Below are 24081 nucleotides of genomic sequence, written 5' to 3' on the forward strand. Positions count from 1 at the left end.
TCGGGGTGCGTTCCGCCCTGACCACGTTTTGACTCAATTTTAACTAACCAGTTAGAATATATTGGAATCGGAGATTCGGGACGAGTCACGAGCCTTCTATTTTTGTTCGCATTTGCGATGATTTTCTGGGGAAAACGACGTGTTACGCCGTAAGTTTTTATCGTCAATGGTCCTGATGGCTGCGGGCATCGCAGTCGCCAAGGCCCGTGTGATTTTCGGCGGCATGCCGTGGTTCAAGGATCCGGTGGTGCTGCCGGAGCCAGTGGTGGCGGACGGCTGGAAGTTCTTCACGGCTCAAGAGGTCGCCGCTGTCGAAGCAATCGCCGACCGGCTGATTCCGTCGGACGAATTGAGCATCGGCGGCAAGGAAGCGGGCTGCGCGCTCTTCATCGATCGCCAGTTGAGCGGCGACTACGGCCGTGCAGCCACGCAATACCGGCTGGGAGAATTCAAGCCGGGCACGCCGAGCCAGGGTCCGCAGATCAAGGACACGCCCGCCGAGCGCTATCGCGCGGGCCTGAAGTCGCTCGACGACCACTGCAAGCAGAATTTCAGCGGCAAGGCCTTCAATGCGCTTTCGCCCGAGCAGCAGGATGGTCTTCTCAAACAGCTCGAAGCCGGCGCGCTCGCGCTCGGCAGAGTCGATTCAAAGGCCTTCTTGAACCTGGTTCTACAGAACGTGCGCGAAGGGTTCTTCGCCGATCCGATCTACGGCGGCAACAAGGACATGGCCGGCTGGAAGATGCTCGGCTTCCCCGGCGCGCAATACGATTTCCGCGACGTGATCGGTCGTCAGGGCGAAGACCTGAAGATCATTCCGATCAGCCTCATCAGCCGCAAGAGCTGACGCGCGCGGATCCAATTGCATCACTGCATCACTGCACCCCACTGCAACAAGCGGAGAATTACATGGCACTCAAACGTGCTAAGGCCGACGCCGTAATCGTCGGTCTCGGCTGGGCCGGTTCGCTCATGGCGAACGAATTGACCCAGGCAGGTCTGAACGTGGTCGCGATCGAACGCGGCGCATGGCGCGATACCAGCAGCGATTTCCCCACCACGGTCGACACCGACGAACTGCGCTTCGCCACGCGCCGCGCTCTCATGCAGCCGCCCGCCGTCGAAACGCTGACGTTCCGCAACACGTCGGATCAGACCGCGCTGCCGCTGCGCGACTGGAACACCTACCAGTTCGGTATCGGCGTGGGCGGTGCCGGTACGCACTGGAATGGCATGACGTGGCGCTTCCTGCCGAACGACTTCCAGACCTATACGAACACGGTCGAGCGTTACGGCAAGAGCAAATTCCTCGAAGGCATGCAGGTGCAGGATTGGGGCGTAACGTACGCCGACCTCGAACCGTTCTACGACAAGTTCGAGCGCCTCGCCGGCACCTCGGGCCGTGCGGGCAACATTCAGGGCAAGCTCCAGGAAGGTGGCAACCCGTTCGAAGGTCCGCGCAATCGCGACTATCCGTTGCCGCCGCTCGAACGCACGCGGGTCGCAACGATCTTCGATAAAGCTGCGCGCGAGCTCGGCTATCACCCGTTTCCGGTTCCTGCCGGCAATACCTCAGGCGCGTATGTGAATCCGCTGGGCGTCCATATGGCGCCCTGCACATATTGCGGCTACTGCGAGTTCTTCGGTTGCGGCAACTGGTCCAAGAGCAGCCCGCAGGCGTGCATCATGCCCGCGCTCATGCAGCGCAAGAATTTCAGCGTGATCACCGAATCCGAAGTGCTGCGCGTGAACCTCGCCGAAGACAGGAAAACGGCGACCGGTGTCACCTTCGTCGACCACGACAACAACGAGTGGGAGCAGCCCGCCGACATCGTCGTGATCTCGGCCTACCAGATGGACAACGTGCGCCTGATGCTCCTGTCGGGCATCGGCAAGCCATATAACCGCGAAACCGGCGAAGGCGTGGTCGGACGCAACTACGCGTATCAGACCATCTCGGGCGCGTCGATTTTCTTCGAAAACGAGCGGCTCAATCCGTTCATCGGCGCGGGCGCACTCGCGCAGGCGATCGACGACTTCAACAGCGACAACTTCGACCACAGCAACCACGATTTCATCGGCGGCGGCGTGGCGCTCGTGCACTCGACCAACGGGCGGCCGATCGGTTTGAGCAATGGCGTGCCGCCCGGCACGCCGCGTTGGGGCAGCGAGTGGAAGAAGGCGTATCAGCACGCTTACCAGAACTACAACTCGATCTACGTAATGGGCAACAGCTATCCGCATCGCGACGTGTATCTCGATCTCGACCCGGAGTACAAGGACCGTTTCGGTCGACCGCTTTTGCGCGTGACGTTCGACTGGATCGAAAACGACAAGCGCTCGGCGAAGTTCATGGCCGACAAGTCCGAAGAACTCGGCCATGCAATGGGCGCGAAAACCGTTGTGCGCAGCGAGCCGACCACCAGGCCGTTCTCGCCGATGGACAATCTGTCCTCGCATACGACCGGCGGCGCGATCATCGGCGACGATCCGAAGACCAGCGCACTCAATCGCTACCTGCAAAGCTGGGACGTGCATAACACCTTCGTGGTGGGCGCGTCCGCGTTTGCCAACAACGGCGGCTACAATCCGACCGGCACCGTCGGCGCCACCACGCTGTGGGCCGCGGAAGCGATCAAGTCGCAGTATCTGAAATCGCCCGGCCCGCTGGTGAGGATCTGAACGTGCGCGCCAAGACATTCATCGGTTCATTCAGCGCGGTGTTGCTCGCCGCCGCGGCTTTCGTCGCGTGGGATCATGCGGGCGATGCGCACGCGCAGAACAAACCCAACGCGCAGAGCAACGCCGGCAGCCAAAGCGCATTGAACGCGCCTTCGCCGAAGGCGGCGCCGCTTTCATCCGCCGATTCGGACGCCGTCAAGCGCGGCCTGTACCTGGCGCGCGCCGGCGACTGTATCGCCTGCCACACGGCCGAGGGCGGCAAGCCCTTCGCAGGCGGCCTGCCGCTGGAAACGCCGTTCGGCAAGATCGTCGCGAGCAATATCACGCCCGACAAGGACACCGGCATCGGCACCTGGAGCGACGCGGAGTTCATTCGCGCCGTCAAGGAAGGACGCGGCAAGCACGGCGAATTCCTGTACCCGGCGATGCCTTATACGGCCTATGCGAAGGTCAGCGATCAGGATCTGCGCGATATCAAGGCGTATCTGGATACCGTCCCGCCTGTGAACAACAGGGTCGACGCGAATCAATTGCCCTTCCCGTTCAACATCCGCATGCTGATGTTCGGCTGGAATCTGCTGTTCTTCGACAAGACGCCGTTCAGGAATGACGACAGGCAGTCGGTGGAATGGAATCGTGGCGCCTATCTGGTCGAAGGGCTCGGTCATTGCGCGTCCTGTCACACCGCGAAGAACTTCCTCGGCGGCGACGAGGCCGCGTTGCAAGGCGGCTCGCTGCAGGGCTGGCACGCGCCTGAAATTACGGGCAATGCGTACACGGGGCTCGGCAAGTGGTCGACGGATGACATCGTCGAATACCTGCATACAGGTGGCAACAATCGCAGTGTCGCGTCGGGCCCGATGGCCGAAGCGGTGACGAATTCGCTGCAACACCTGAGCACTTCAGACCTCCATGCAATGGGCGTGTACCTGAAGAGCTTGCCGGGATCCGATCGCAAGCCAGCGGCAGCGCTTGCGGCAAACGACTCCACCATGACGCTTGGCCACTCGCTGTTCATGGCGAACTGCGCCGCGTGCCACCGTTCGTCAGGGCAAGGCGTGACGGGCATGGTGTCGTCGCTCGCGGATAGCGCGGGTGTACAGGCACCCGATCCGACCAATATGCTGCGCACGATCCTGATCGGCAGCCGCGGCGCTGTGACGCAAAGCAATCCGACCGGCGCGGCCATGCCGAACTTCAGCTGGAAGCTGACGGACGGCGATATCGCAGCGATCTCGACGTATGTGCGCAATAGCTGGGGCAACGCGTCGGCGCCGGTCTCCGCCGACGACGTCAAGAAAGCCCGCGGCAGTCTCGGCGCACAATCGGCAATCGGTGTGGCGCAGAACCGCTAGCAGGTCACGCGCCTGTTCTTGCAATGTCAAAAGCCGGCGTGGTGTCACGCCGGCTTTTTTGCATCGCGATCCATTCAACGCATTTCACAGATCTGGCTAAAAGCCGAACAGGCTGCGAGGCGTCGTCCACAAGACACGGCGGCGCGCGTCGGCATCGGGAATCAGGCGCTGAAGCAGCGTCAGCAGCGGGGCATAATCCATCCGCACCGGCGAGCGCAGGAACGGCCAGTCCGAACCCCAGACGCAACGATCCGGTCCGAAGGTGCGAAGAAGTTGCCGCGCGAAAAACTGCGCATCTTCGTACGGATAGTCCAGCTGCGAAAACTTCTGCAGACCGGAAATCTTGACGGCGGTGCGATCGGTATCGGCAAGACGCATCAGCGACTGAAAACCTGGCTGGTTGATACCGGCCGCCGGCTCAGGTCGACCGCAATGGTCGATGAGCAACCGCGTCGCGGTTCGCGCGATCAGCGGCTCGAGTGCGACCAGTTGATCACCCGTCACCTGAATCTGCGCGAACATATCGAGGTCCGCCAGCATGCCGAAAAGCGGCTCGGCATGCTTCATCGCTTCGACGCCTTCCATTGCCGGATTGAAGGCGACGCCGACCACGCCCGCAGCCTTCATTTCCTGCAGCGCTTGCCGGTTCACATTGTGGTCCACCACGGCAATGCCTTTGAAGCGATCTCCATGCTGCGCAATGGCGTCGAGCATGCAGCGATTGTCCGTGCGGTAGCCGCTCGTCGGCCCGACTAGCAACGCATGCTGCACGCCGCACGCATCCATCACGCGGGCAAACTGCGCAGCGGTGCCGATTTCCTGCATCGACGGCCGGTACGCGGTGTCGGCGCGATAGGGAAAGCGTGCGGGATCGAAGACATGGTTGTGACAGTCGATCTTCTCTTCGTCGAAAATTGTCATTGGAGGGACTCTCCGAGAGATCCGCGGCGGCGGCGTGCCGTCTCGAACAGAGCGTACGTGCTTCGATAGGCGAGGTCGAGCCGTTCTTTCACGGGCAGCGACGGCATCGGCATTTCCACACTCACGGCCGTGCCGACAGGCAGCGCGTCCAGCAGATCGTCGAGCGGCAATGCACCCTGACCGGGAGGCAAGCGGCCAGTGCGTGCCTCGAGAATCGTCGCTTCGTCACCGACGGGATCGTCGTGCGACGCGTCGCAAAGCTGTACCGCTTGCAGCATTCCCGGCGGCAGTGCCCGGATGTCCGCCGCACTGCCGCCCGAGCGCGCGAGATGCAACGCATCGACGAGAATCGCGAGATTTGCACTGCCCGCGCGCTCGACAATCGAGCGTGCCTCACCCAGCGTGCCGACGTGGCGCCAGCGCATGAACTCAAGATCGACGCGCAAACCATATCGCGCGGCAAGTTCGCACAAGGCCGCGACGTTGGCGGCCAGCCGCGCTGCGTCGGGGTCGTCGCCGGAAATCGTCACGCATGCAGCGCCCAGATCGGCGGCTGCATCGAACATGGGCGCATAGGACGCCACGTCGATCTCGGGCAACACCGGAATGAACTCCACGTCCTGCACTCTCATGCCTTCGTCGGCGAGAACGCGTTTGAGTGCGCGATGCGCTTCGCTACCCACCACGGACGGATAGGCGATCGCACCTGGCGACGTGGGGTTGGACCTGAGCCCCACCGCGTCGAAGCCCGCGCGCCGCGCTTGCACGACCCACTCCAGCGGAGCCAGCTCCAGCGCCGTGAGATGCGCGACCGCAAGCTTTGGCGCTACTGTGGAAGCGTTCAATATGTCGCCCTCCCGCCGGTCAGATCGAAAGTGAAGCCGCTCGTGAAGCTGCATTCGGGACTGGCGATCCAGCTGACCATCGCGCCGACCTCTTCGATCTGCAGGAAGCGGCCCATCGGAATCTTGGCTTTGCTTGCCTCGATATGCGCGTCGGACATCTCTTTGAACAGCTCGGTTTCGACCATTGCCGGCGCGACGCAGTTGATCAGCACGTTGTCCTTCGCCAGTTCCTTCGCCGCGGCTTTGGTGAATGCGATGACACCCGCTTTCGCCGCCGAGTACCCAGAGATGAACTGTACCCCCTCCTTACCCGCGATCGACGCCACGTTGACAATGCGGCCGCCGCCGCGTGCGCGCATATGCGGAATGGCGGCACGGCAACAGTAAAACACGCTGTTCAGATCCACGGCGATCACACGTTCCCACGCATCCACGGGATATTCCCAGCACGGCGCGACCGGCCCGTTGATTCCCGCGTTATTCACGAGAATATCGACCTGTCTCAACGCGTCGAGCGTGGCCGCGAATGCCTGCTCGACCGAGCCGATCGAAGCGACATCCACCTGCTGCACATGGTCCGGCGTGAAGCCGAGCCGTTGCGGGTTGCAGTCGCTCACATCGAGGTCCCATAGCGCCACGCGCGCGCCATCCGCTTTCAGCTTTTGCGCGATACCGAGGCCAATGCCACGCGCGGCGCCCGTGACGATGGCCACTTTTCCGTCGAGAGAGCGAGTCATATCGGGTTACTTCCTTTCGTTAAGAGATGATGTTCTTGAATTCGATGCGCTTGATATCGCCGACCACGAAGATGTACGACAGCGCGCCAACCAGCGTGACGGTCGAAATGAAGGCGAGCGCGTAGACGAACGACCCCGTCGCGTTGACGATCAGGCCGATCACGAGCGGCGTGACGATGCCCGCCGCGTTGGCGAACAGATTGAAGATGCCGCCGCTCAGACCCAGCAATCCTTTAGGCGCGATGTCGGAGACGATCATCCAGGCGAGCGCCGACATGCCTTGAGCGAAGTAGGCGACACACAGAATCGCGATGACCATAGCGGTCGATTCGACATAGTTGGCGAGGACAATGCTCGACGCCGCCAGCAGGCCGGCGATCACCGGCAGCTTGCGCGACCAGTTCAACGAGATGCCACGGCGCAGCATGGCGTCGGAAATCCAGCCGCCCGCAAGCGTTCCCACCGATGCGGCGATGAAAGGCAGCACCGCGATCAGCCCGACCTTGAGCCACGGCATATGACGCTCGGTCACGAGGTAAGTCGGGAACCACGTCAGAAAGAACACGTTGGTCGAGTTGCAGGCGAACTGGCCGATACAGATGCCAAACATGCTGCGCCGCCTGAGCAGCGCGCCGATATCGGACCAGCGGAAGTTCGTGGCCTTCTGGCTGCCGTCGACCACGCCACCGCCCTGCGCGATATAGTCGAGCTCGGCCCGATTCGCGCTCTTCGACTGGTGAGGCTCATGAAAGCGCATTAACCACACGCCGCCGAACAGCACCCCGACCGTGCCGACGATACCGAACAGCGCGCGCCATCCATAGCGTTGTTCCAGCCAGAACAGCAACGGACTCAGGAACGCCAGCCCCACGTATTCCGCGAACGTATAGATGCCGGTCGCTCTAGCGCGCTCGCTCTGCGGAAACCAGATCGCCACGACGCGGCTATTGGTCGGAAAACACGGCGCTTCGGCAATGCCGATCAGAAGACGCATGATCAACAGCGACACAAAGCCGGTCGCCAGACCCTGCAAACCCGTGAACAGCGACCAGAGCGTGAGCGCGAAGAAATAGGTCCAGCGGGTGCCGACGCGGTCCAGCATCACGCCGCCGGGAATCTGGGATGCGGTATAGGTCCACGAAAACGCTGAAAAGATCACGCCCATCAAGGCCGGATTGAGGCCGAGTTCGTGACTCATGCTCGGCGCGGCAATGCCGGCGACGCTGCGATCCAGATAGTTGATCATCGTGCCGACCGCCAGCAGCGCGAGGATGCCGAAGCGGGCGCGGGTTCGCCGCGCGGTCGTGGCGACGTCGATTGTCGCGGCGCCTGACTGAGTTGCGTGGTTCATGGTGTCTCCATCCTGTCTGCTTTCTTGCGCGGCGCGCGTTGCCGGTCCAACCGGTGCGCGTTACGCGATGCGGAAGTCGGGCTCCCGTTGAGCAGATACTAGATAGGTGACGCGCGCTTGTCGTATGCCGAGTTTCAGCTACCCTATAACTTTTGGTTAAGATCTCCGGATACGCGTTCTGGAGGATCCATGCGGTTCAAGCTGAGGCAAATGGAAGTGTTTCGCGCGGTCATGCTGACCGGGTCGATCAACGCGGCGGCGAAGATGCTCTACGTGTCCCAGCCCGCGATCAGCAAACTGGTTTCCCACACGGAAACCACGCTGGGACTGCGCCTCTTCGAACGCACCAAGGGGCGGCTCATCCCGACGGCGGAAGCGCAGGCGCTCTTCAGGGAAGTGGAACAGGTCTATCAGGCGGCGCTGAGCGTCGATGAATTCGCGCGGGCGTTGGCGCTCGGGCCGGCGAGCCTGTTGCGGGTGTCGTGCAGTCCGTCGTTGGCGACCTCGATCGTCGCGCCCGCGATCGTCGAGTTGAAGCGGCAGTTGCCGGCGCTGAGCGTGGACTGGCACACCACGCTGATGGCCGACATGCCGCTCGAAGTCCTGAGCAAGGCCGTCGACGTAGCCATCACGTCAATGCCGATCGAACATGAACATCTCGATGTGGTGCCGTTCATGCGTGGCAGGATGGTCTGCGTGGTGCCGCCCGGTCACCGCCTCGCCGCAGCCGAACCCATTGCACTCAGCGAGTTGATCGGCGAACCCATGGTTCTGTTTCGGCGCGACATTCCGTTCGGCACGATGATCGCGCGCGCGTGCCAGCAAGCCAATGTGGAACTGGAATCCGTGGTGGACGTTACGCGCGCCGATCAGGCGCTGGCGCTCGTCAAGGGCGGTCTCGGGCTCGCCATTGTCGACGAGTTCGCCGCGGAGGCACAGGGTTTGATCATCCGCCCGCTGGTCGAGGAACTCGAACTCGTCTCGACGTTTGTCTATTCGAAGTTCTCTCCCCCATCGCGCAACACCGCACTGTTGATGCACGCGGTCTACGAGCAGGCGCAGCGGATCGATCGGCATATTCATGGTGTGTCGCTGCCGGAGTGAGGCCGCAATGGCAGCGCGCCGTACCCGACCGCTGATATGGATGGAGGCCGACACTGCCGATGTTGCGCTGGCGTCGTAGTCCACAAGCACGCCCATGTTGCCCCAAAAAACGCATCACAAAATCGCAGCGGTCGGCACATTCAGCAGCGCGCCGTTTGCAGAGGAATGCCGGATAGTCCGAAGGCACTTCTACGAGTGCGTCGCTCTCGATAACATGGATAGGCTCAGCGCCTCGCGAGATGGAGGCCCGCGAGCATGCATCGCACGGACCCGCCTGCCATTTCGATGGTCGGCACCTCCAGCGGAAGCAGCTGCGCAGAGCGCTCGATCAGCTCGCGCTGCTGGTGCGTGAGGCACTCGAAAGCGCGCCTGGAGAGCGCGAGCACCCGTCCATCCCGGCCCGACAGTTCGAGCGCGTTGCCGGCGAAGCTCGCGATCTGTGCATTCTGCAATGCGATCACCGTGCGACCGGTCTCCGTGAGACGCCGGTGAATATCGTCGCGGCGCTTCGGGTCGACGATCAGATTCATGCCGACCAGCGCGAACTCGGTGGCGACGCTCATCATGACGTTAGTGTGATAGACAGGGCGGCCATCGGCATCGGCTGTGTCAAAGCATATCGGTTCAAAGTTGAAATGCGTACAGAACCGTTCCAGCGCAACAGGATCCGCTCGGCGTGAGCGCGCTGTATAGGCGATACGAGCGATGTGATCGAGCACCATCGCGCCCGTGCCCTCGAGAAAGACGTCGTCGTGCTCCAGCCCGGAATAATCGATCACGTCCTGAACGCGATATTCGCTCTTGAGCATCTCGATCACGTCGGCCCGGCGCTCGCGCCGCCGGTTGACGTTATGCATTGGATACAGCGCAACATGACCGCCGGGATGGGTCGAAAACCAGTTATTGGGGAAGACGGAGTCCGGCGTGCCCCGCTCTCCATGATCGTCGAACAGATGGACGCACACGCCCGCGGCACTCAGCACACGCGCGGCTTCGGTGACTTCCGCGTGTGCCGCGGCAGCCAACGACTGTGCCGTGCCTTCGCCGCCACACGGCGCGCTGCGCTGAAAAGCGTTGTCGGCGGCGGTCTCGGGGTTCGGAAGAAAACGATGCGGGCGGATCATCACGACCGAGGCCGGCGCTTGAATCGACAGAAGTGTCATGGATTGCGAGGGACGAAAGACAGTGGGAACGACGACGGGCTACGTTAGATTCAGCGGGCGAATGCGAGGACGTCGGCCGCCCCGAGTGCTGGCTCCGACGCTTTTTCCTGAGACGCGCCGATTAGCGCGAACAGATTCTTCGGATCAGTGGCAGGCGGGATCAGCGAGATTTCGACGCCCGCATTGTGCTGACGCGCGAGCCCGTCGAGGTAACGAAGCGCCGAATAGTCTTCGAGCGCGAAACCCACTGAATCGAACACCGTGACTTGCGTAGCACTATCGCGCCCGGCTGCTTCGCCTCGCAGGACGCGCCACAGTTCCGTGACGGGGAAGTCGGCGGGCAGTTGCTGGATGTCGCCTTCGATTCGAGTCTGCGGTTCGTATTCGACAAACACACGCCCCATGCGCAACACGTCGGCATGCAACTCCGTCTTGCCCGGACAATCGCCGCCGACAGCATTCAAATGCATACCCGGAGTGATCATGTCGGGCGTCAGGATGGTCGCGTAAGCTTTGTCGGCTGTCACTGTCGTGACGATATCCGCGCCGCGCACAGCTTCAGCGGTGGACGCAGCCCGCACGGTACGCAGCGCCGGAAATGCAGACAGGTTGCGTACGAGCTTGTCCGTCGCACGCTCGTCGAGGTCGAACAGTCTGATTTCCTCGATGCCCATTAGCGTGTGGAATGCGATTGCCTGAAACTCGCTCTGTGCGCCATTGCCGATGAGCGCCATCGTTCTGGGTTCCGGCCGCGCGAGTGCCTTTGCCGCAAGTACCGACGTGGCGGCCGTGCGCAGTGCGGTGGTGAGCGTCAATTCCGCAAGGAGAAGCGGATAGCCCGTGTCGACATCGGCCAGCGCACCGAACGCCATCACGGTATGGATGCCTCGCTCTGCGTTGACCGGATGGCCATTGACGTACTTGAACGCGAACAACCGTGAATCCGCAACGGGCATTAACTCGATCACGCCCTCCCGCGAATGGCAGGCCACGCGCGGCGACTTGTCGAAGTCGTTCCATCGAACGTAGTCGGAATGCAACGTGTCGACGAGTTCACTCAGGAACCGTGGGACACCTAATGAAGAGATCAGTCTGCTGGTAGCGGGCACATCGAGGAAGCGGGTCATGGGGTTTGTCTCCTGGGTTGGGCGCGGCTCCGCGAGCCGCCTGATAAGCCATTATTTCCGCAACCCAGGCCAACAAAAAGTGTCCACTTATGACAAAATAGCTACCTTAATGAGCAATTTGCCCATACTGAATGGCAATTTGTTTATCCGACGCAACCATTGCCGTCAACGAACGGCGAAGCGCCCGTTTCAGCGTCATGCAAAGGAAGCGAATTACATGATCAGCCTTGACGACGTGGACCATCAGCTCATCGCGCTGTTGCGCGACAACGCGCGCACGCCAGTCGTCACACTCGCCCAACAGTTGCGGGTGGCGCGGGCAACGGTTCAGAACCGGTTGACCCGGCTGGAAAAGAACGGCGTGATCGTCGGCTATACGGTGAAGTTGAAGCCGGCCGTGGAAAAGCACCGGATTCGCGGGCTGATGTCGATTGCCGTGCAGGGCAATCGGGCGGCAGAGGTCGTGAAGGTGTTGCGTGGTCATCCAAACGTCGCCACGATTCACAGCACCAACGGGCGTTGGGACCTCATTGCGGAACTGCTGGCGGACTCGCTGGAGAATTTTGATCGCGTACTCGGCACGATCCGTTTGATCGACGGCATTGCCAGCACGGAAACCAGCATTCTCTTGTCGACACACAAAGCGTGATCGCGGCACGCACGGCGCGCCATGCCCAAGCCTGCTGTTCCAGGCGTTTCCCGCCAACAGCCGCGCGCATGCACCTCCTGATTTGCATCCGCGATCATTCGCTCCATTAATACAAAGGATTAGAAAACAGACTTTTACTTATTCTTTTTGGTTTCCGATAAAGGCACCAGGCCATGCGCGCAATCGCTGCGTTCATCCACTGAAACTGCTGTGCCTCAAGGAGAAACCCATGACGTCCTATCGCCCCGCGGACACACCACCCCCATCAGACGGCGCCCCGGCCAACATGAAAAAGATCGCGGTGGCGAGTGTGATCGGCACGACCGTAGAATGGTATGACCTGTTCGTCTTCGCCACCGCCTCGGCACTCGTCTTCAACAAGGTGTTCTTCCCCGGCTTTGTCCCGTTAGTCGGCACCTTGCTGGCGTTCGGCACGTTCGCCTCCGCCTACCTCGCGCGCATTGCCGGGGCCGCCCTCTTCGGCCATTTCGGCGACCGGCTCGGACGCAAGGCGATGCTGCTGGTGTCGCTCATCATCATGGGCATCGCGACGTTCTCGATCGGCCTGCTGCCGAACTATGCGTCGATCGGCATCTGGGCGCCCATTCTGCTGCTCACCTTGCGCGTCATTCAGGGACTCGCGCTCGGCGGCGAATGGGGCGGCGCCGTGCTGATGGCGGTGGAACATGCCCCCGCAGGCAAGCGTGGACTGTACGGCTCGTGGGTGCAGATAGGCGTGCCTGCCGGCACCCTGATCGCCAATCTGGCGTTTCTGGTCTGCAATGCCACACTTTCAAACGACGCACTGCTCTCCTGGGGCTGGCGCATTCCGTTCCTTGCGAGCGCATTGCTCGTGGGGGTCGGGCTTTACATCCGTCTGAACACATCCGAAACGCCGTCGTTCCGCAAGATCAAGGAAGCCGACGCGCAGGTCAAGTTGCCGATCGCCGAGGTCCTCACCCGATACTGGAAGCAGGTTCTGCTCGGCGGCATCGCGACGATGTCGACGGGCACCTCGTTCAACCTGATTGTCGCGTTCGGGCTAACCTATGGGACGCAGACGCTGGGATTCTCACGCAACGCGATGCTCTCCATTGCACTGATTGCCTGCGCGCTTTGCATCGTGTTGCTGCCGGCCTTCGGCAAGCTCTCTGACATCGTGGGCCGCAAGCCGGTGATCATCGGCGGCATTGTCGCCGAGGCTCTGCTCGCTTTTCCGCTTTTCTGGCTGCTGGATACGCGCGAGTTTCCGTTTGCGCTGCTCGGTTATCTGCTGATGATGACCGCCTTCGCCGCGAACTACGGACCCATTGCCACCTTCCTCGCGGAGTTGTTCGGCACCGAAGTTCGCTACTCCGGCCTGTCGGTGAGTTATATGTTGTCGGGGCTGCTCGGCAGCGCCGCTACGCCGATTGTCACCACCGCATTGTTGTCCGCTACGGGCAGAGGTTCGTCGGTGGCGTGGTACATGATGGGCTCGGCTGCTGTTTCGGCACTCGCGCTCGTGCTGCTCGCGGAGACGCTCCGCCGCGATATCTCGTCCGCGGCGCGCGCGAATGCCGCCACCGCAAGCATTTCGTGAAGGGTTGATATGCAAACGGAAAAGGCCGCTCTGATGCAAGACACACCAGACTCATCGTTACTGCACAGCCTCGAATCCGTCAGCTTCCCGACACTCGGGCATTTCCTGGAGAATGGCTTCGCGGACCATCGCCTGCGCGCGATGGTCCGCAACGTGAAAGTAATCGGGCGCGCGGTGACGCTCAAGTTGCTATCTCCCGACGCCATCCCCGTGAACCGCGCCCTGTCGCAACTCAAACCCGGCGATGTGCTGGTGATCGATATGAGCGGCAATCATACTCATGCGCCGGTTGGAGCAGTCACGGCATGCGCCGCGCTCAACGCCGGCGCGAAGGCCGTCATTGTCGACGGCGTGGTGACCGATCTCATCGAACTACGCAGCACGCGGCTGCCAATATTCGCGCGCGGAACGTCATTGCTGACGACCAAAAAACGCGACACCATGTCGAGTCAGTTCAACGAGCCGGTGGTGTGTGGCGAAGTCGTGGTGCGCCCAGGCGACATTGTGCTGGCCGACGACAATGGCGTGCTGTTCACCCAGGCACCGGCGCTTGCCGCCGTGATCGATCTGGCTCTGGCGTCCGATCACGCGGAACCCTCGATTCTGGCTCGGCTCAACGCCAAAGCGCCGCTTCACGAGGTCCTGCAATGCTTCATCTCATCAAGTATTCACGCCGCTAATGATCAGCATTAGAACAATGAAGTTGACGGACACTGACACGCTAACGAACACTACGCCCACTACAGCAAGTGAGAACCCGGGAGACTTCTGAAATGCAATCCACCCCTACCCCCGATCGCATGAGCGAAAAACCGGCGCAGCCGGCTGCCGAACAGCAGGTAAGAGAGGAACTGGCGGCGCTCTACAGGCTGGCCGCGCACTTCCGCATGACCGACATGATCGACACGCACATCACGGCGCGCCTGCCCGGCTTGCCGGGGCAGCCGCCGGCATTTCTGATCAACCGCTATGGCGTGCTGTTTCACGAAATGCGCGCGTCGGACCTCGTGAAGATCGATCATCTCGGCAACGTCATCGACGAGCGGGCTCACAGCGAACCGGCGTTGTTTCGTGTCAACGCCGCGGGATTCACGATTCATTCGGCCATCCACGCGGCACGCGACGATCTGCATTTCGTGATCCATACGCACACCGCCGCGGGAACAGCGGTATCGGCTCAGGAGCAAGGGCTGCTGCCGATCAGTCAGCATGCGTTGAAGTTCTACGGCAAGCTCGCCTATCACGATTACGAAGGCATCGCGCTGGAACTCGGCGAGCGTGAGCGCCTGGTGCGCGACCTCGGTTCCTGCAAGGCGATGATCTTGCGCAATCATGGGTTGCTTGCGGCCGGCGCCACGGCAGCCGAAGCGTTCCACGAGATCTATTTCCTCGAGCGGGCCTGTCAGGCGCAAATCCAGGCGCTGGCCGGCGGCAGCGCGTTGCACATTCCACCGCGGGGAGTGTGCGAGTTGACCGCGAGCCAGTTCGCTCGCGAAGACTCCGCGGAAATTTCGGAGTTGGCATGGCACGCGGCGTTACGGTTGATCGACGACCCGCAATCCGACTACCGCAGCTAAGCCCGTTTTCTGCTTCAATGCCATGACCAAATTAGTTCTAATGAGCCGTGACTACGACATGTCACACCTCGTGCAGCCGATTCTGCGCGCCGCCCCTGAATTGGATGTCGTGGTGCACGGCGAGCAGTCCGCCGGCGATGCTGAAATAGCCGTGTGCTGGAACCCGCCGGCCGGCGCGCTGGCGGAGTTGCCGAAACTGCGGCTCGTTCATAGCATCGCCGCGGGCGTCGACAACATCCTGTCAGACCCTGCCCTGCCCGCCGTGCCGCTGTGCCGGGTCGTCGATCCGCAACACGCGCGCGGTATGAGTGAATTCGTCACGTGGGGAGTGCTGCATTTTCATCGCCAACTCGACCGCGTGCTCGCCAATCAGCGTCTTGACCGCTGGTTCCGCCACGATCAGCGCGATGCTTCCGAATGCGCCGTCGGCATCATGGGATTGGGAGAAATTGGCAGCCGCGTCGCGACGGATTTGCAGCGCTTCGGGTTCGCAGTGCGCGGCTGGGCGCGTAAGGCCCGTGAATTGCCGAACGTGACGACCTTCGCCGGCGCCGAGGAATTCAAGCCATTTCTCCAGGGGACGGACATTCTCGTGTGTCTCCTGCCGCTCACGCACGAAACCCGCTGGATTCTCAACGCAAACACGTTCGAGCACTTACGGCCTGGCGCGAAGCTGATTCACGTCGGCCGAGGCGAACATCTGGTGCCCGCGGATCTGATCGCGGCACTGAAGAGCGGGAAGATCGGCGGCGCGATCGTCGACGTGTTCCCGACCGAACCGTTACCCCCCGAAGATCATTTATGGCGCGCACCCAATCTGATCGTGACGCCGCACATGGCTTCGGTGGCAAGCTCGGAGACGATCGGCGCGCAAGTGGCGCACAACGCACGCAGGCTGATTCGCGGCGAACCGCTGCAGAACATGGTCGACATCGCGCGCGGATATTGAGCGAGGTTGCTGAGCGAGGCGTTAGCGGCCAACACCTTCCTCCTGGCCGTCGATGAACACATTCAGGGCATCGATAAACGCGGCTTCGGCGGCGCTCAACTTACGGTCCTGTGACCACAACATGTAAATATCGAGGTCGGCCACGCCTTCATCCGGCGGCAGGCGCTGAAGGCGGCCTTGAGCAATGTCGTCGCGTACGACATGTTCCGGCAGGCAGCCTATGCCGAAGCCCGCGAAGATGAAGCGCCTCACCTCGGTCATGCTCGACGACGAACCCACCACGCGCCCGGTGAAGCCCATCTCGTCACGAAAGAACGTGAGCGGCGACAGGTGGTCGCCCACCTTGTCGCCGGTGAAGGAGACAAACTTTTCGCCGGCGAGATCGGCGACCCGAAGATCGTTACGCCCAAAGAGCGGATGATGACGTCCGCAGAAAAGCGCATACCGTTGACGCAGAAACACACGGCTGTCGACCCGTTTGGGTAACGCGCGCCGTGGCGTCAGTCCGAGCGTTGCGGACTTTTGCTGGAGACTGTTCACCACGTCGGCGCTGCGCATTTCCTGACTTTCAAGTTCGATACGCGGATACGTGCGATGAAACTCGGCGAGAAACGTATCGTAGGCCGGAAAATCGATGCCGCTGACGGTACTCACGCGCACCATGCCGGAGATATCGTGATCGCGATCCACCTCGGCGAGTGACAGGCGCGAAATCGTCCCGTATACGTCTTCAGCAATCTGCTTCACTTCGATGCCGGCCTGCGTGACCTCGATGCGCGGACCGTGGCGATCCACGAGGCGCAGACCCAACTGCTCTTCCAATCGGCGCAGCGCCTGGCTGACCGCGGGCTGCGTCAGATGGAGTTTCGCCGCCGCGCGACTCACGCTGCCTTCTTTCGCAATCGCAAGAAAAGTCCGCAGCAAATTCCAGTCAAGACGGTCGTTCAGGTAGGTGTCAGGGCGATCTTTACTCACGATGAGCCTCACTGATTTCATCATCCGCCAAAATTATACTTAGGATTAGAATTAGAAATTAGACTTATCATTTTTGATTACCGATAAAGGCATCACGACGAACCCGACGCGGCCATCTCGCCGCGGCTTCAGGAGTGTGTGATGCTAAAAATCAATGGTGAACGGCTCTGGACGAGCCTGATGAACATGGCCGCTGTCGGCGCTACGGCGGGCGGCGGTGTGCGGCGCCTCGCATTGACCGAACAGGACGCGGCCGGCCGGGCGCTTTTCTCGCAATGGTGCGTCGACGCGGGCCTCACGTTGTCCGTCGATCAGGTCGGCAATCTCTTCGCCCGGCGCGCCGGCAAACTGAACGATGCCGCACCCGTGGCAAGCGGAAGCCACCTCGACACCCAGCCCGAGGGCGGCCGATTCGACGGTGTGTATGGCGTGCTGGCCGCGCTCGAAGTTGTCCGCACGCTGAACGACGCGAACATTCAAACCGACAAGCCCATCGAAATCGTCGTGTGGACCAACGAGGAAGGCGCGCGATTCACGCCGGCCATGCTCGGTTCAGCGGCCTTTACGGGCATCATGCCGCTCGCTCAGGCATTGAGCACGCGCGATGCAGCCGGAACATCGGTCGAGCAGGCTTTGCAGGCAACAGGCTATGCCGGCGCGCGCGCCGTGCCTGGCGTTGTCTTCGACGCCTACTTCGAAGCGCATATCGAGCAGGGGCCGGTGCTCGAGGAAAGTGGCGTGCCGATCGGCGTCGTCACGGGCGGCCAGGCCATTCGCTGGCTCGATGTGCGCGTACGTGGGCAGGCCGCGCACGCAGGCACGACGCCGATGCAGTACCGCCGCGATGCGCTATTTGCGAGCGCGGAAATGGCCGCGGAACTGGAAAGCATCGCGGCAGATTTCTTCCCGCAAGGCCTTGCGACCATCGGCGAACTGCAGATCCGCAATGCATCGCGCAATACGATCGCGGCGGACCTGTCGTTCACGGTGGACCTACGCCACCCCGACGACGCGATGATCGAAAACATGGAAGCCGCGCTGCGCGAGCGCTTCGATGCCATCGCGAAGCGCCGCCGCCTCACGGTCGAGGTGGGGCAGCATTGGGTCAGTCCGGCTACGCCGTTCGACCCGCACTGTATTGCTGCGGTGGGCAACGCGGTGGAGGCGCTGGACTATCCGCATCAACGCATCGTCAGCGGGGCCGGCCATGACGCGATCCATCTCGCCAAGCATTGTCCGACCGCGATGATCTTTATCCCCTGCGTCGACGGTCTAAGCCATAACGAAGCCGAAGACGCCTTGCCGGAAGACGTCACGCGTGGCACGGACGTGTTGCTTCACGCCATGCTGGCGCGCGCGGGGCATGCCGTATGAACGCACACCCAACGCCGCGCCCGCCTGGCCTGCGGCGCACATGGCTCTTCGCACCCGGAAACAATTCCGAGGCCCACGCAATCGCGCTGCAAAGCGGTGCGGATGCCATTGTCGCCGACCTGGAAGAAATGACCTCGCCGCAAGACCGGCCGCGGGCACGCGAACGCATTGTCACGTTATTGCGCGAGGCGGCTCGGGCCGGCACGTTCGGTTCGGTACGGATCAACAAACTGGAGCACGACGGCCATGCCGATCTCGAAGGCATCATGCCCGGCGCCCCACGGGCGATTTTTCTGCCGCACGCGGAGAGCACGGCCCAACTGGCCTCACTCGACGATGCACTGGCCATCATCGAGCGCAAGCTGGGCATTCCGGCGGGCTCGACGGAGGTGGTTCCAGTTATCGAATCCGCGAAGGGTCTGGTCAATCTGGGCGCGCTACTTCAGGTGGGCGCACGAATAAAATGCTGCATGCTCGCAGTCGAAGACCTGGCGGCGAATCTCGGCGCTCGCCGCACACCGGGCGGTATCGAACTGCTTTACGCACGGAACCGCTTTCTGATCGAGAGCATTGCCGCCGGTTGCGTGCCGATTGATCTTCCTTGCACCTATCGGTCGGCGCAGGTGCTTGGGCAGGACCTGGACCTCTGCACGCAACTCGGATTCGCATCGAAAAGCGTCGTGTTTGCCGAACACGTGCCGGCGATTCACCGTGCGCTGACGCCATCCGCGGAGGACGTGCGGGCGGCGCATGCGCTCATCCACGCGCACGCCGCACAGCAGGCGAATCCGCCGGATGCCGGTTCGGCCTGGATCGATTATCCGGAGCGCAATAACGCGCAACGTCTGATCGCACGTGACGCGCTGCTGCGCGCCTTTGACGACAGCCGCAACGCGTAGGCCGCGCGCATCGCCGCCGCGGCTTTTATCGGCAGGGCTGTCAGGGTCGATCGCAAGAGGCGTGAACGCAACGATCTTTAGGATCGGGCGTCGGCGCAACAAATATTCGACTGGCAAAATTTTTTAAGCCAGCCACAATATTTGCGCGCCTGAAACGTCTTCAGACGCATGGAACCCCCACCCACCCCGGCCACGATGACCGAACGAGACAGCGACATCACCGCGACCGTGGTGCGTGAGCGCACGAGGCTCGGCAATTTCATCCGGCGCCGCATACGCGATCCAGACGATGCCGAAGACATCCTGCAGGATGTCTTCCACGAATTCGTGCAGGCCTACCGCCTTCCGGCGCCGATCGAACAGGCTAGCGCGTGGCTTTTCCATGCGGCGCGCAATCGCATCATCGACCGCTTCCGGAAGAAGAAAGAAGAGCCGCTATCGGACCTTTTTGACGACGACGAAGCCGGCAGTGAGTATCGCCTCGACCTGAACTTACCGGCGCACGATGCGGGCCCCGAAGCCCAATACGCGCGCGCTGTATTACTCCAGGCCCTGCAGGATGCGCTCGACGAGTTGCCGCCGAATCAGCGCGACGTGTTTATCGCGCACGAACTCGAAGGCCGGTCTTTCAAAGACATCGCGGCTGAAAGCGGTGTCACGCTCAATACGCTGCTTTCACGCAAACGCTATGCGGTCCTGCATTTGCGCGCCCGACTGCAGGCCATTTACGACGAACTGGATATTTAGAGGAGTTGAAGTATGAAATTTCGAATCAGATGTGCAGGTAAAGCGTTGCTTGTGATCGTCGGCATAGGCGTGCTGGGGTGGGCGGTCATGACGCTATGGAACTGGGTGATTCCGACGTTGTTCGTCGATGCCCGGACGATCGACTTTGCGCACGCACTCGGCTTACTGGTTCTGAGCCGCATTCTGTTTGGCGGATTCCGCGGACACGGCGGCTGCCGCGAGCGGCGACTGTGGCGCAAATGGGATGCCATGACGCCGGAAGAGCGGGAGCGCGTGCAGGCCGGCTGGCGATCACGGCCCGGCAAACGCGCGGAAGATTGACTATGCGCAAAACCCCGACGTCCGACTGCCACGAGGACTGGCCAGTCGTGACGGTGCGCCTTCCCTGGGCAATCGAACTGGCCGGAACAGGCGCCACAACCCGTATTCCTGACATTGATGCGAAGTGATGCCGGTCGGTGTTTTATTACTTCGCCGAGCCCGGTTAGCCCCGGGAAAACCTATGAGATCGACGACCACGACGCTTTTGCAGCGGCTTCACGAGCAAAGCCGGACAGAAATGATGCTCCGCGCGCGGGCCCAATTTCCGGGATCGAGTGATGAGTTTCAGACTCTCGCGGAAGAATACGACACGCTCGCCCCTCACCTGCGCGGGCGCTTTCTCGAAACGCTCGGGCTTTCCACCGACGACTTCGAATCCACGCAAGGGACGGCGCTGTCGTTGGCGGTTTCGGAGGAAATGGGACGATTTTTGCGCAACATGGTCCTTTCACATAAGCCACGTCGAATTCTCGAACTCGGCAGCTCGTATGGCGTATCCACGCTGTATTTTGCCGAGGCGCTTCGCACCTTGAACGACGGCGTGGTCGTCGCGACGGAACTGGACCCCGAGAAGTGCGCCCACCTCCGCGCCCACGTCAGAACCGCGGGCGTCGATGCCTATGTCGGGTTGCGTGAAGGTGACGTGTTCCAGACCGTTTCCTCATTGGACGGTGCGTTCGACATGGTGTTTATCGACGTATGGGCGAACACGTATCTTGACCTGTTCAAGCAGACCGAACGCCTTCTGCGCCCCGGCTCCATTGTTCTCGCCGATAACATGTACACAGCCGAGGACGCTGTCCGGCCCTTCAAGCAGTACCTTGACGGCAATCCACGCTTTTCAACGACAACGCTGGACTTTGAATCAGGGGTCGAGTTTACGGTCGTGGTTGCTTGAATTGCTGCGGGGTGGTTGTTGATGCGGTTGAGCGCGCGTCAGTTCCTCGATGAGCGCGCCAGCGCGCAATCGCCCCACCGCCAGCGCCGACCTCGCAAGACTCCACCACCGGGACACCGACGGGATACCGTTGCCCGGCTTGAAACTCGTGACGCGCGGTGATTCATGCCGCTTATCTTCTGCTGAATCGCGACACCCCGGAGCAAGCGGCGAATCGCCTACACTACAGAACCAACGGACACTGCCATCCCCGCGACGTTACTCCGCCATGGCGCACATCTTCTTCGCTGCTTCGATTCAGCGACATATCGCAACGCCCGAGCGCGAGATCGACGCACGCACGCTGAGCGAAGCGCTCGAGGCCGTCTTCGCCGCGCAACCTCGACTGCGCGGCTACATCCTTGATGATCAGGGCGCACTAAGGCGGCATCTCGCCGTGTTTGTGGATGGTCGGCGGGTGCGCGACCGACAACGCCTGTCCGATGCACTCGGCGAGCAGAGCCGGGTTTATGTCGTGCAGGCGCTGTCGGGCGGGTAAGTGGCCACGCAGATTCGAGCTTTGCATGAGATCGGAGTGAGCGCTAAAACGCCAACGCCGATCGACATCTGGACAAAGGAGGACACTCCACATGAGCGATCGATTGCTTGTCGCGACCCGCAAGGGTCTGTTCGTTCTGCGAGCCAATGGAGCAGGCGTCTGGGAGTTCGGTGAGTTGCATTTCACCGGCGAGCCGGTGAGCATGGTGCTGCCTGATTCGCGCGACGGTTCGCTCTATGCGGCGCTCAACCTCGGCCACTTCGGCGTGAAGCTGCATCGCCGGCGCGCGGGCATGGCGGATTGGGACGAGTGCGCGGTTCCCGTCTACCCGCCGCAGCCTGCCGGCGAAACGCGGGCCGGCGACAGCGCAAACGCGAATGTAGACACCGGCGCGGACAACGCGAACGCCGTCGCGCCCAGCGCGCCGCCTGCCTGGACGCTTCAGCAAATCTGGTCGCTCGAAACCGGTGGCCCAGACGAGCCAGGCGTCTTGTGGGCCGGCACGATTCCCGGTGGGCTGTTCCGTTCCGACGATGGCGGCGACACATGGGTGCTCAACCGTGCGCTGTGGGATCGCCCGGAGCGCCGCGAATGGTTCGGAGGCGGCTATGACGCGCCGGGCATCCATTCCGTGATGGTGGATCCGCGCGACAGCCGCCATGTGACGATCGGCGTATCGTGCGGCGGCGTTTGGCAAACGGTCAACGGCGGTGCGACCTGGCGCGTCACCGCCGAGGGCATGGAGGCTGACTACATGCCGCCGGAGCGGCGCGGCGACGCCCACGTGCAGGACCCGCACCGGGTCGTCCAATGCACGGCACATCCAGACACGTTGTGGACGCAGCATCACTGCGCAATCTTCCGCTCGACCGACGGTGCGGCACACTGGCAAAGAATCGAGGCGCAGCCATCGAGCTTCGGCTTTGCGGTTGCCGTGCATCCGCACGAGCCGGACACCGCCTGGTTCGTGCCTGCCGTGAAAGACGAGTGCCGGATTCCGGTTGACGGACGGTTCGTCGTCACGCGCACACGCGACGGCGGCCGCACGTTCGATCGCTTCTCGAGTGGCTTGCCGCCTGCCCCCGCGTATGACCTCGTGTATCGGCACGGCCTTGCGGTGGACGACTCCGGCAAGCGCCTCGCGATGGGGTCGACCACCGGCTCGCTATGGACGTCCGATGACGGCGGCGAAAGCTGGCAATCGATTTCAGCGCATTTGCCGCCGGTTTATTGCGTCCGGTTTGGATGACGGTCTTTGCCAATCAGACGGCGGCCTAAAGTGAAGGGTCGATAAGTTGCGCATACCCGCCAGTCCGCCGATATCCGCTGCCTGAGCGGACAAATCCGATCACCATCGTGCATTGCGTGCTCGCGCGTGGACCAATGGCTCGACGAACGCGAGCGCCAACACGAGACTGGGGAACGAAATGTGGATGTCGGTAATACACACCAGGTGCCGCCATCACCACCCGACGCTTTTTCGATAGACGTAGACGACGCGATGTTCGTCGGCATACGTTGCCCGAACAGGACAATCGCGCAGTAAGCTGTCAGTGAAAGTTAGCAATGAAATTGCGCCGTAAAAGTTGTCAGTGAAAGTAAGCACCAGAAAATGCGGCGCACCCAATGGGCTATGCTAACCCTCGATACGACCAGCCCAAGTTTCCTACAAAAAAATGAACAGCTTCGATTCGTCTATCGAAACATATCTGTCCAACATACACTTCGGTCATTTCGCGACCCAATCCATAGAAGTCATCGCCGACCTTTACACCTTCAAAGGCCTCGTGCTCATTCCCGTGCTGTGGTGGATGTGGTTTCAGCAGGACAAGCGCCGCGAATGGCGACGGGAAATGGTTCTCGCCACGCTTCTCAGTAGCGTCGTGGCGCTCTTCGTCGGAAGACTGCTGACTCACTGGTTGCCGTTCAGAGTGCGCCCCATCTATAGCGACGAACTGCATCTGCACTTTGCAGGTAGCGCTATCAAGGACGCACTGCTGACAAGTTGGAGTTCCTTCTCAAGCGATCACGCGATGCTATGGATGGCGGTCGCCACCGGTATCTTCCTCGTGTGGCGGGGCATCGGTGTGCTGGCGGTTTCCTTACCGTGCTGTTCATTTGCGTTCCGCGCGCCTACCTGGGTTTTCACTACCCAACCGATTTGCTGGTGGGCGCCGCCTTGGGAATCGGCATTACCTATGTCATGACGCGAGATGCGATCCGCGTGCGCTATGCGATTCCTGCGCTGCGATGGATCGAACGCTACCCGGGGCCTTCAGCGATGCTG

The 24081-nt window shown here is 61.7% G+C and carries 23 protein-coding genes and 1 pseudogene; 17 read left to right on the top strand and 7 right to left on the bottom strand.

Annotated elements, in window-relative coordinates; translation table 11 throughout:
* Positions 1-175: 175 nt before the first annotated feature.
* The 3 genes from P0D70_RS25100 (at position 176) to P0D70_RS25110 (ending at position 4037) form a co-directional block, all read left to right on the top strand.
* Entirely contained in the window at positions 176-847 is a 672-nt protein-coding gene (locus P0D70_RS25100; RefSeq protein ID WP_408186440.1) for a gluconate 2-dehydrogenase subunit 3 family protein, read from the top strand.
* A gap of 62 nt (positions 848-909) precedes the next feature.
* Complete coding sequence (locus P0D70_RS25105; RefSeq protein WP_091803732.1) at positions 910-2682, top strand: GMC family oxidoreductase; 1773 nt, start codon at positions 910-912, stop codon at positions 2680-2682.
* A gap of 2 nt (positions 2683-2684) precedes the next feature.
* Entirely contained in the window at positions 2685-4037 is a 1353-nt protein-coding gene (locus tag P0D70_RS25110; RefSeq protein WP_408186441.1) for a c-type cytochrome, read from the top strand.
* Positions 4038-4133: 96 nt separating this feature from the next.
* On the opposite strand, the gene P0D70_RS25115 is transcribed toward P0D70_RS25110, so the two are convergent.
* Genes P0D70_RS25115 through P0D70_RS25130 form a run of 4 tightly spaced genes read right to left on the bottom strand, consistent with a single transcriptional unit; the run spans position 4134 to position 7891 of the window.
* Positions 4134-4958, bottom strand: a complete 825-nt coding sequence (locus P0D70_RS25115) for an amidohydrolase family protein (protein ID WP_408186442.1) — start codon at positions 4956-4958, stop codon at positions 4134-4136.
* Positions 4955-5803 (bottom strand): sugar phosphate isomerase/epimerase family protein, encoded by an 849-nt coding sequence (locus tag P0D70_RS25120; RefSeq protein WP_408186443.1) that lies wholly within the window; start codon positions 5801-5803, stop codon positions 4955-4957. The genes P0D70_RS25115 and P0D70_RS25120 overlap by 4 nt, the downstream gene beginning before the upstream one ends.
* On the bottom strand, positions 5800-6540 hold the full coding sequence (locus tag P0D70_RS25125) for an SDR family NAD(P)-dependent oxidoreductase (RefSeq protein ID WP_408186444.1): 741 nt from the start codon (positions 6538-6540) through the stop codon (positions 5800-5802). The genes P0D70_RS25120 and P0D70_RS25125 overlap by 4 nt, the downstream gene beginning before the upstream one ends.
* Positions 6541-6559: 19 nt before the next feature.
* Positions 6560-7891 (bottom strand): MFS transporter, encoded by a 1332-nt coding sequence (locus P0D70_RS25130; RefSeq protein ID WP_408186445.1) that lies wholly within the window; start codon positions 7889-7891, stop codon positions 6560-6562.
* Positions 7892-8080: 189 nt separating this feature from the next.
* On the opposite strand from P0D70_RS25130, the gene P0D70_RS25135 reads away from it, so the two are divergent.
* Positions 8081-8995, top strand: coding sequence for a LysR family transcriptional regulator (locus tag P0D70_RS25135; protein WP_091803748.1), 915 nt, complete (start codon positions 8081-8083; stop codon positions 8993-8995).
* A 224-nt stretch (positions 8996-9219) separates the two neighbouring features.
* On the opposite strand, the gene ctlX is transcribed toward P0D70_RS25135, so the two are convergent.
* Entirely contained in the window at positions 9220-10158 is a 939-nt protein-coding gene (gene ctlX, locus P0D70_RS25140; protein WP_408186446.1) for a citrulline utilization hydrolase CtlX, read from the bottom strand.
* Between the two features lie 50 nt (positions 10159-10208).
* The gene (ocd, locus tag P0D70_RS25145) at positions 10209-11285 is read right to left on the bottom strand and encodes an ornithine cyclodeaminase (RefSeq protein ID WP_408186447.1); all 1077 of its coding nucleotides are present in this window, start codon (positions 11283-11285) and stop codon (positions 10209-10211) included.
* 217 nt (positions 11286-11502) lie between these two features.
* Here ocd and P0D70_RS25150 point away from each other — a divergent pair, with 217 nt between their 5' ends.
* From P0D70_RS25150 to P0D70_RS25170, 5 genes are all read left to right on the top strand, one after another.
* Entirely contained in the window at positions 11503-11934 is a 432-nt protein-coding gene (locus P0D70_RS25150; RefSeq protein WP_091803811.1) for an Lrp/AsnC family transcriptional regulator, read from the top strand.
* Positions 11935-12163: 229 nt separating this feature from the next.
* Entirely contained in the window at positions 12164-13516 is a 1353-nt protein-coding gene (locus P0D70_RS25155; RefSeq protein ID WP_091803814.1) for an MFS transporter, read from the top strand.
* Positions 13517-13549: 33 nt separating this feature from the next.
* The gene (locus tag P0D70_RS25160) at positions 13550-14209 is read left to right on the top strand and encodes an RraA family protein (RefSeq protein ID WP_408186448.1); all 660 of its coding nucleotides are present in this window, start codon (positions 13550-13552) and stop codon (positions 14207-14209) included.
* 107 nt (positions 14210-14316) lie between these two features.
* A complete protein-coding gene (locus P0D70_RS25165; protein WP_408186457.1) occupies positions 14317-15093 on the top strand; it encodes a class II aldolase/adducin family protein in 777 nt (258 codons plus the stop codon).
* 22 nt (positions 15094-15115) lie between these two features.
* Complete coding sequence (locus P0D70_RS25170) at positions 15116-16042, top strand: 2-hydroxyacid dehydrogenase (protein ID WP_408186449.1); 927 nt, start codon at positions 15116-15118, stop codon at positions 16040-16042.
* Positions 16043-16063: 21 nt separating this feature from the next.
* On the opposite strand, the gene P0D70_RS25175 is transcribed toward P0D70_RS25170, so the two are convergent.
* A complete protein-coding gene (locus P0D70_RS25175) occupies positions 16064-17017 on the bottom strand; it encodes a LysR family transcriptional regulator (RefSeq protein WP_286162111.1) in 954 nt (317 codons plus the stop codon).
* A 141-nt stretch (positions 17018-17158) separates the two neighbouring features.
* On the opposite strand from P0D70_RS25175, the gene P0D70_RS25180 reads away from it, so the two are divergent.
* The 8 genes and pseudogenes from P0D70_RS25180 to P0D70_RS25215 all read left to right on the top strand — a co-directional run.
* Positions 17159-18391, top strand: coding sequence for a Zn-dependent hydrolase (locus P0D70_RS25180; RefSeq protein WP_408186450.1), 1233 nt, complete (start codon positions 17159-17161; stop codon positions 18389-18391).
* On the top strand, positions 18388-19290 hold the full coding sequence (locus P0D70_RS25185) for an HpcH/HpaI aldolase/citrate lyase family protein (protein WP_408186451.1): 903 nt from the start codon (positions 18388-18390) through the stop codon (positions 19288-19290). The genes P0D70_RS25180 and P0D70_RS25185 overlap by 4 nt, the downstream gene beginning before the upstream one ends.
* Before the next feature lie 168 nt (positions 19291-19458).
* Complete coding sequence (locus P0D70_RS25190; protein ID WP_408186452.1) at positions 19459-20037, top strand: RNA polymerase sigma factor; 579 nt, start codon at positions 19459-19461, stop codon at positions 20035-20037.
* A 12-nt stretch (positions 20038-20049) separates the two neighbouring features.
* On the top strand, positions 20050-20358 hold the full coding sequence (locus P0D70_RS25195; RefSeq protein ID WP_091803831.1) for a hypothetical protein: 309 nt from the start codon (positions 20050-20052) through the stop codon (positions 20356-20358).
* Between the two features lie 181 nt (positions 20359-20539).
* The gene (locus P0D70_RS25200; RefSeq protein ID WP_408186453.1) at positions 20540-21256 is read left to right on the top strand and encodes an O-methyltransferase; all 717 of its coding nucleotides are present in this window, start codon (positions 20540-20542) and stop codon (positions 21254-21256) included.
* Positions 21257-21524: 268 nt separating this feature from the next.
* Positions 21525-21794, top strand: a complete 270-nt coding sequence (locus P0D70_RS25205) for a MoaD/ThiS family protein (RefSeq protein ID WP_408186454.1) — start codon at positions 21525-21527, stop codon at positions 21792-21794.
* A 91-nt stretch (positions 21795-21885) separates the two neighbouring features.
* Entirely contained in the window at positions 21886-23043 is a 1158-nt protein-coding gene (locus P0D70_RS25210) for a WD40/YVTN/BNR-like repeat-containing protein (RefSeq protein WP_408186455.1), read from the top strand.
* A gap of 427 nt (positions 23044-23470) precedes the next feature.
* Positions 23471-24081: pseudogene (locus P0D70_RS25215) on the top strand (phosphatase PAP2 family protein); the annotation flags it as partial.

The sequence above is a fragment of the Paraburkholderia sp. RL17-381-BIF-C genome (assembly GCF_046026435.1).
In the GTDB taxonomy this organism is placed as follows: Bacteria; Pseudomonadota; Gammaproteobacteria; order Burkholderiales; family Burkholderiaceae; genus Paraburkholderia.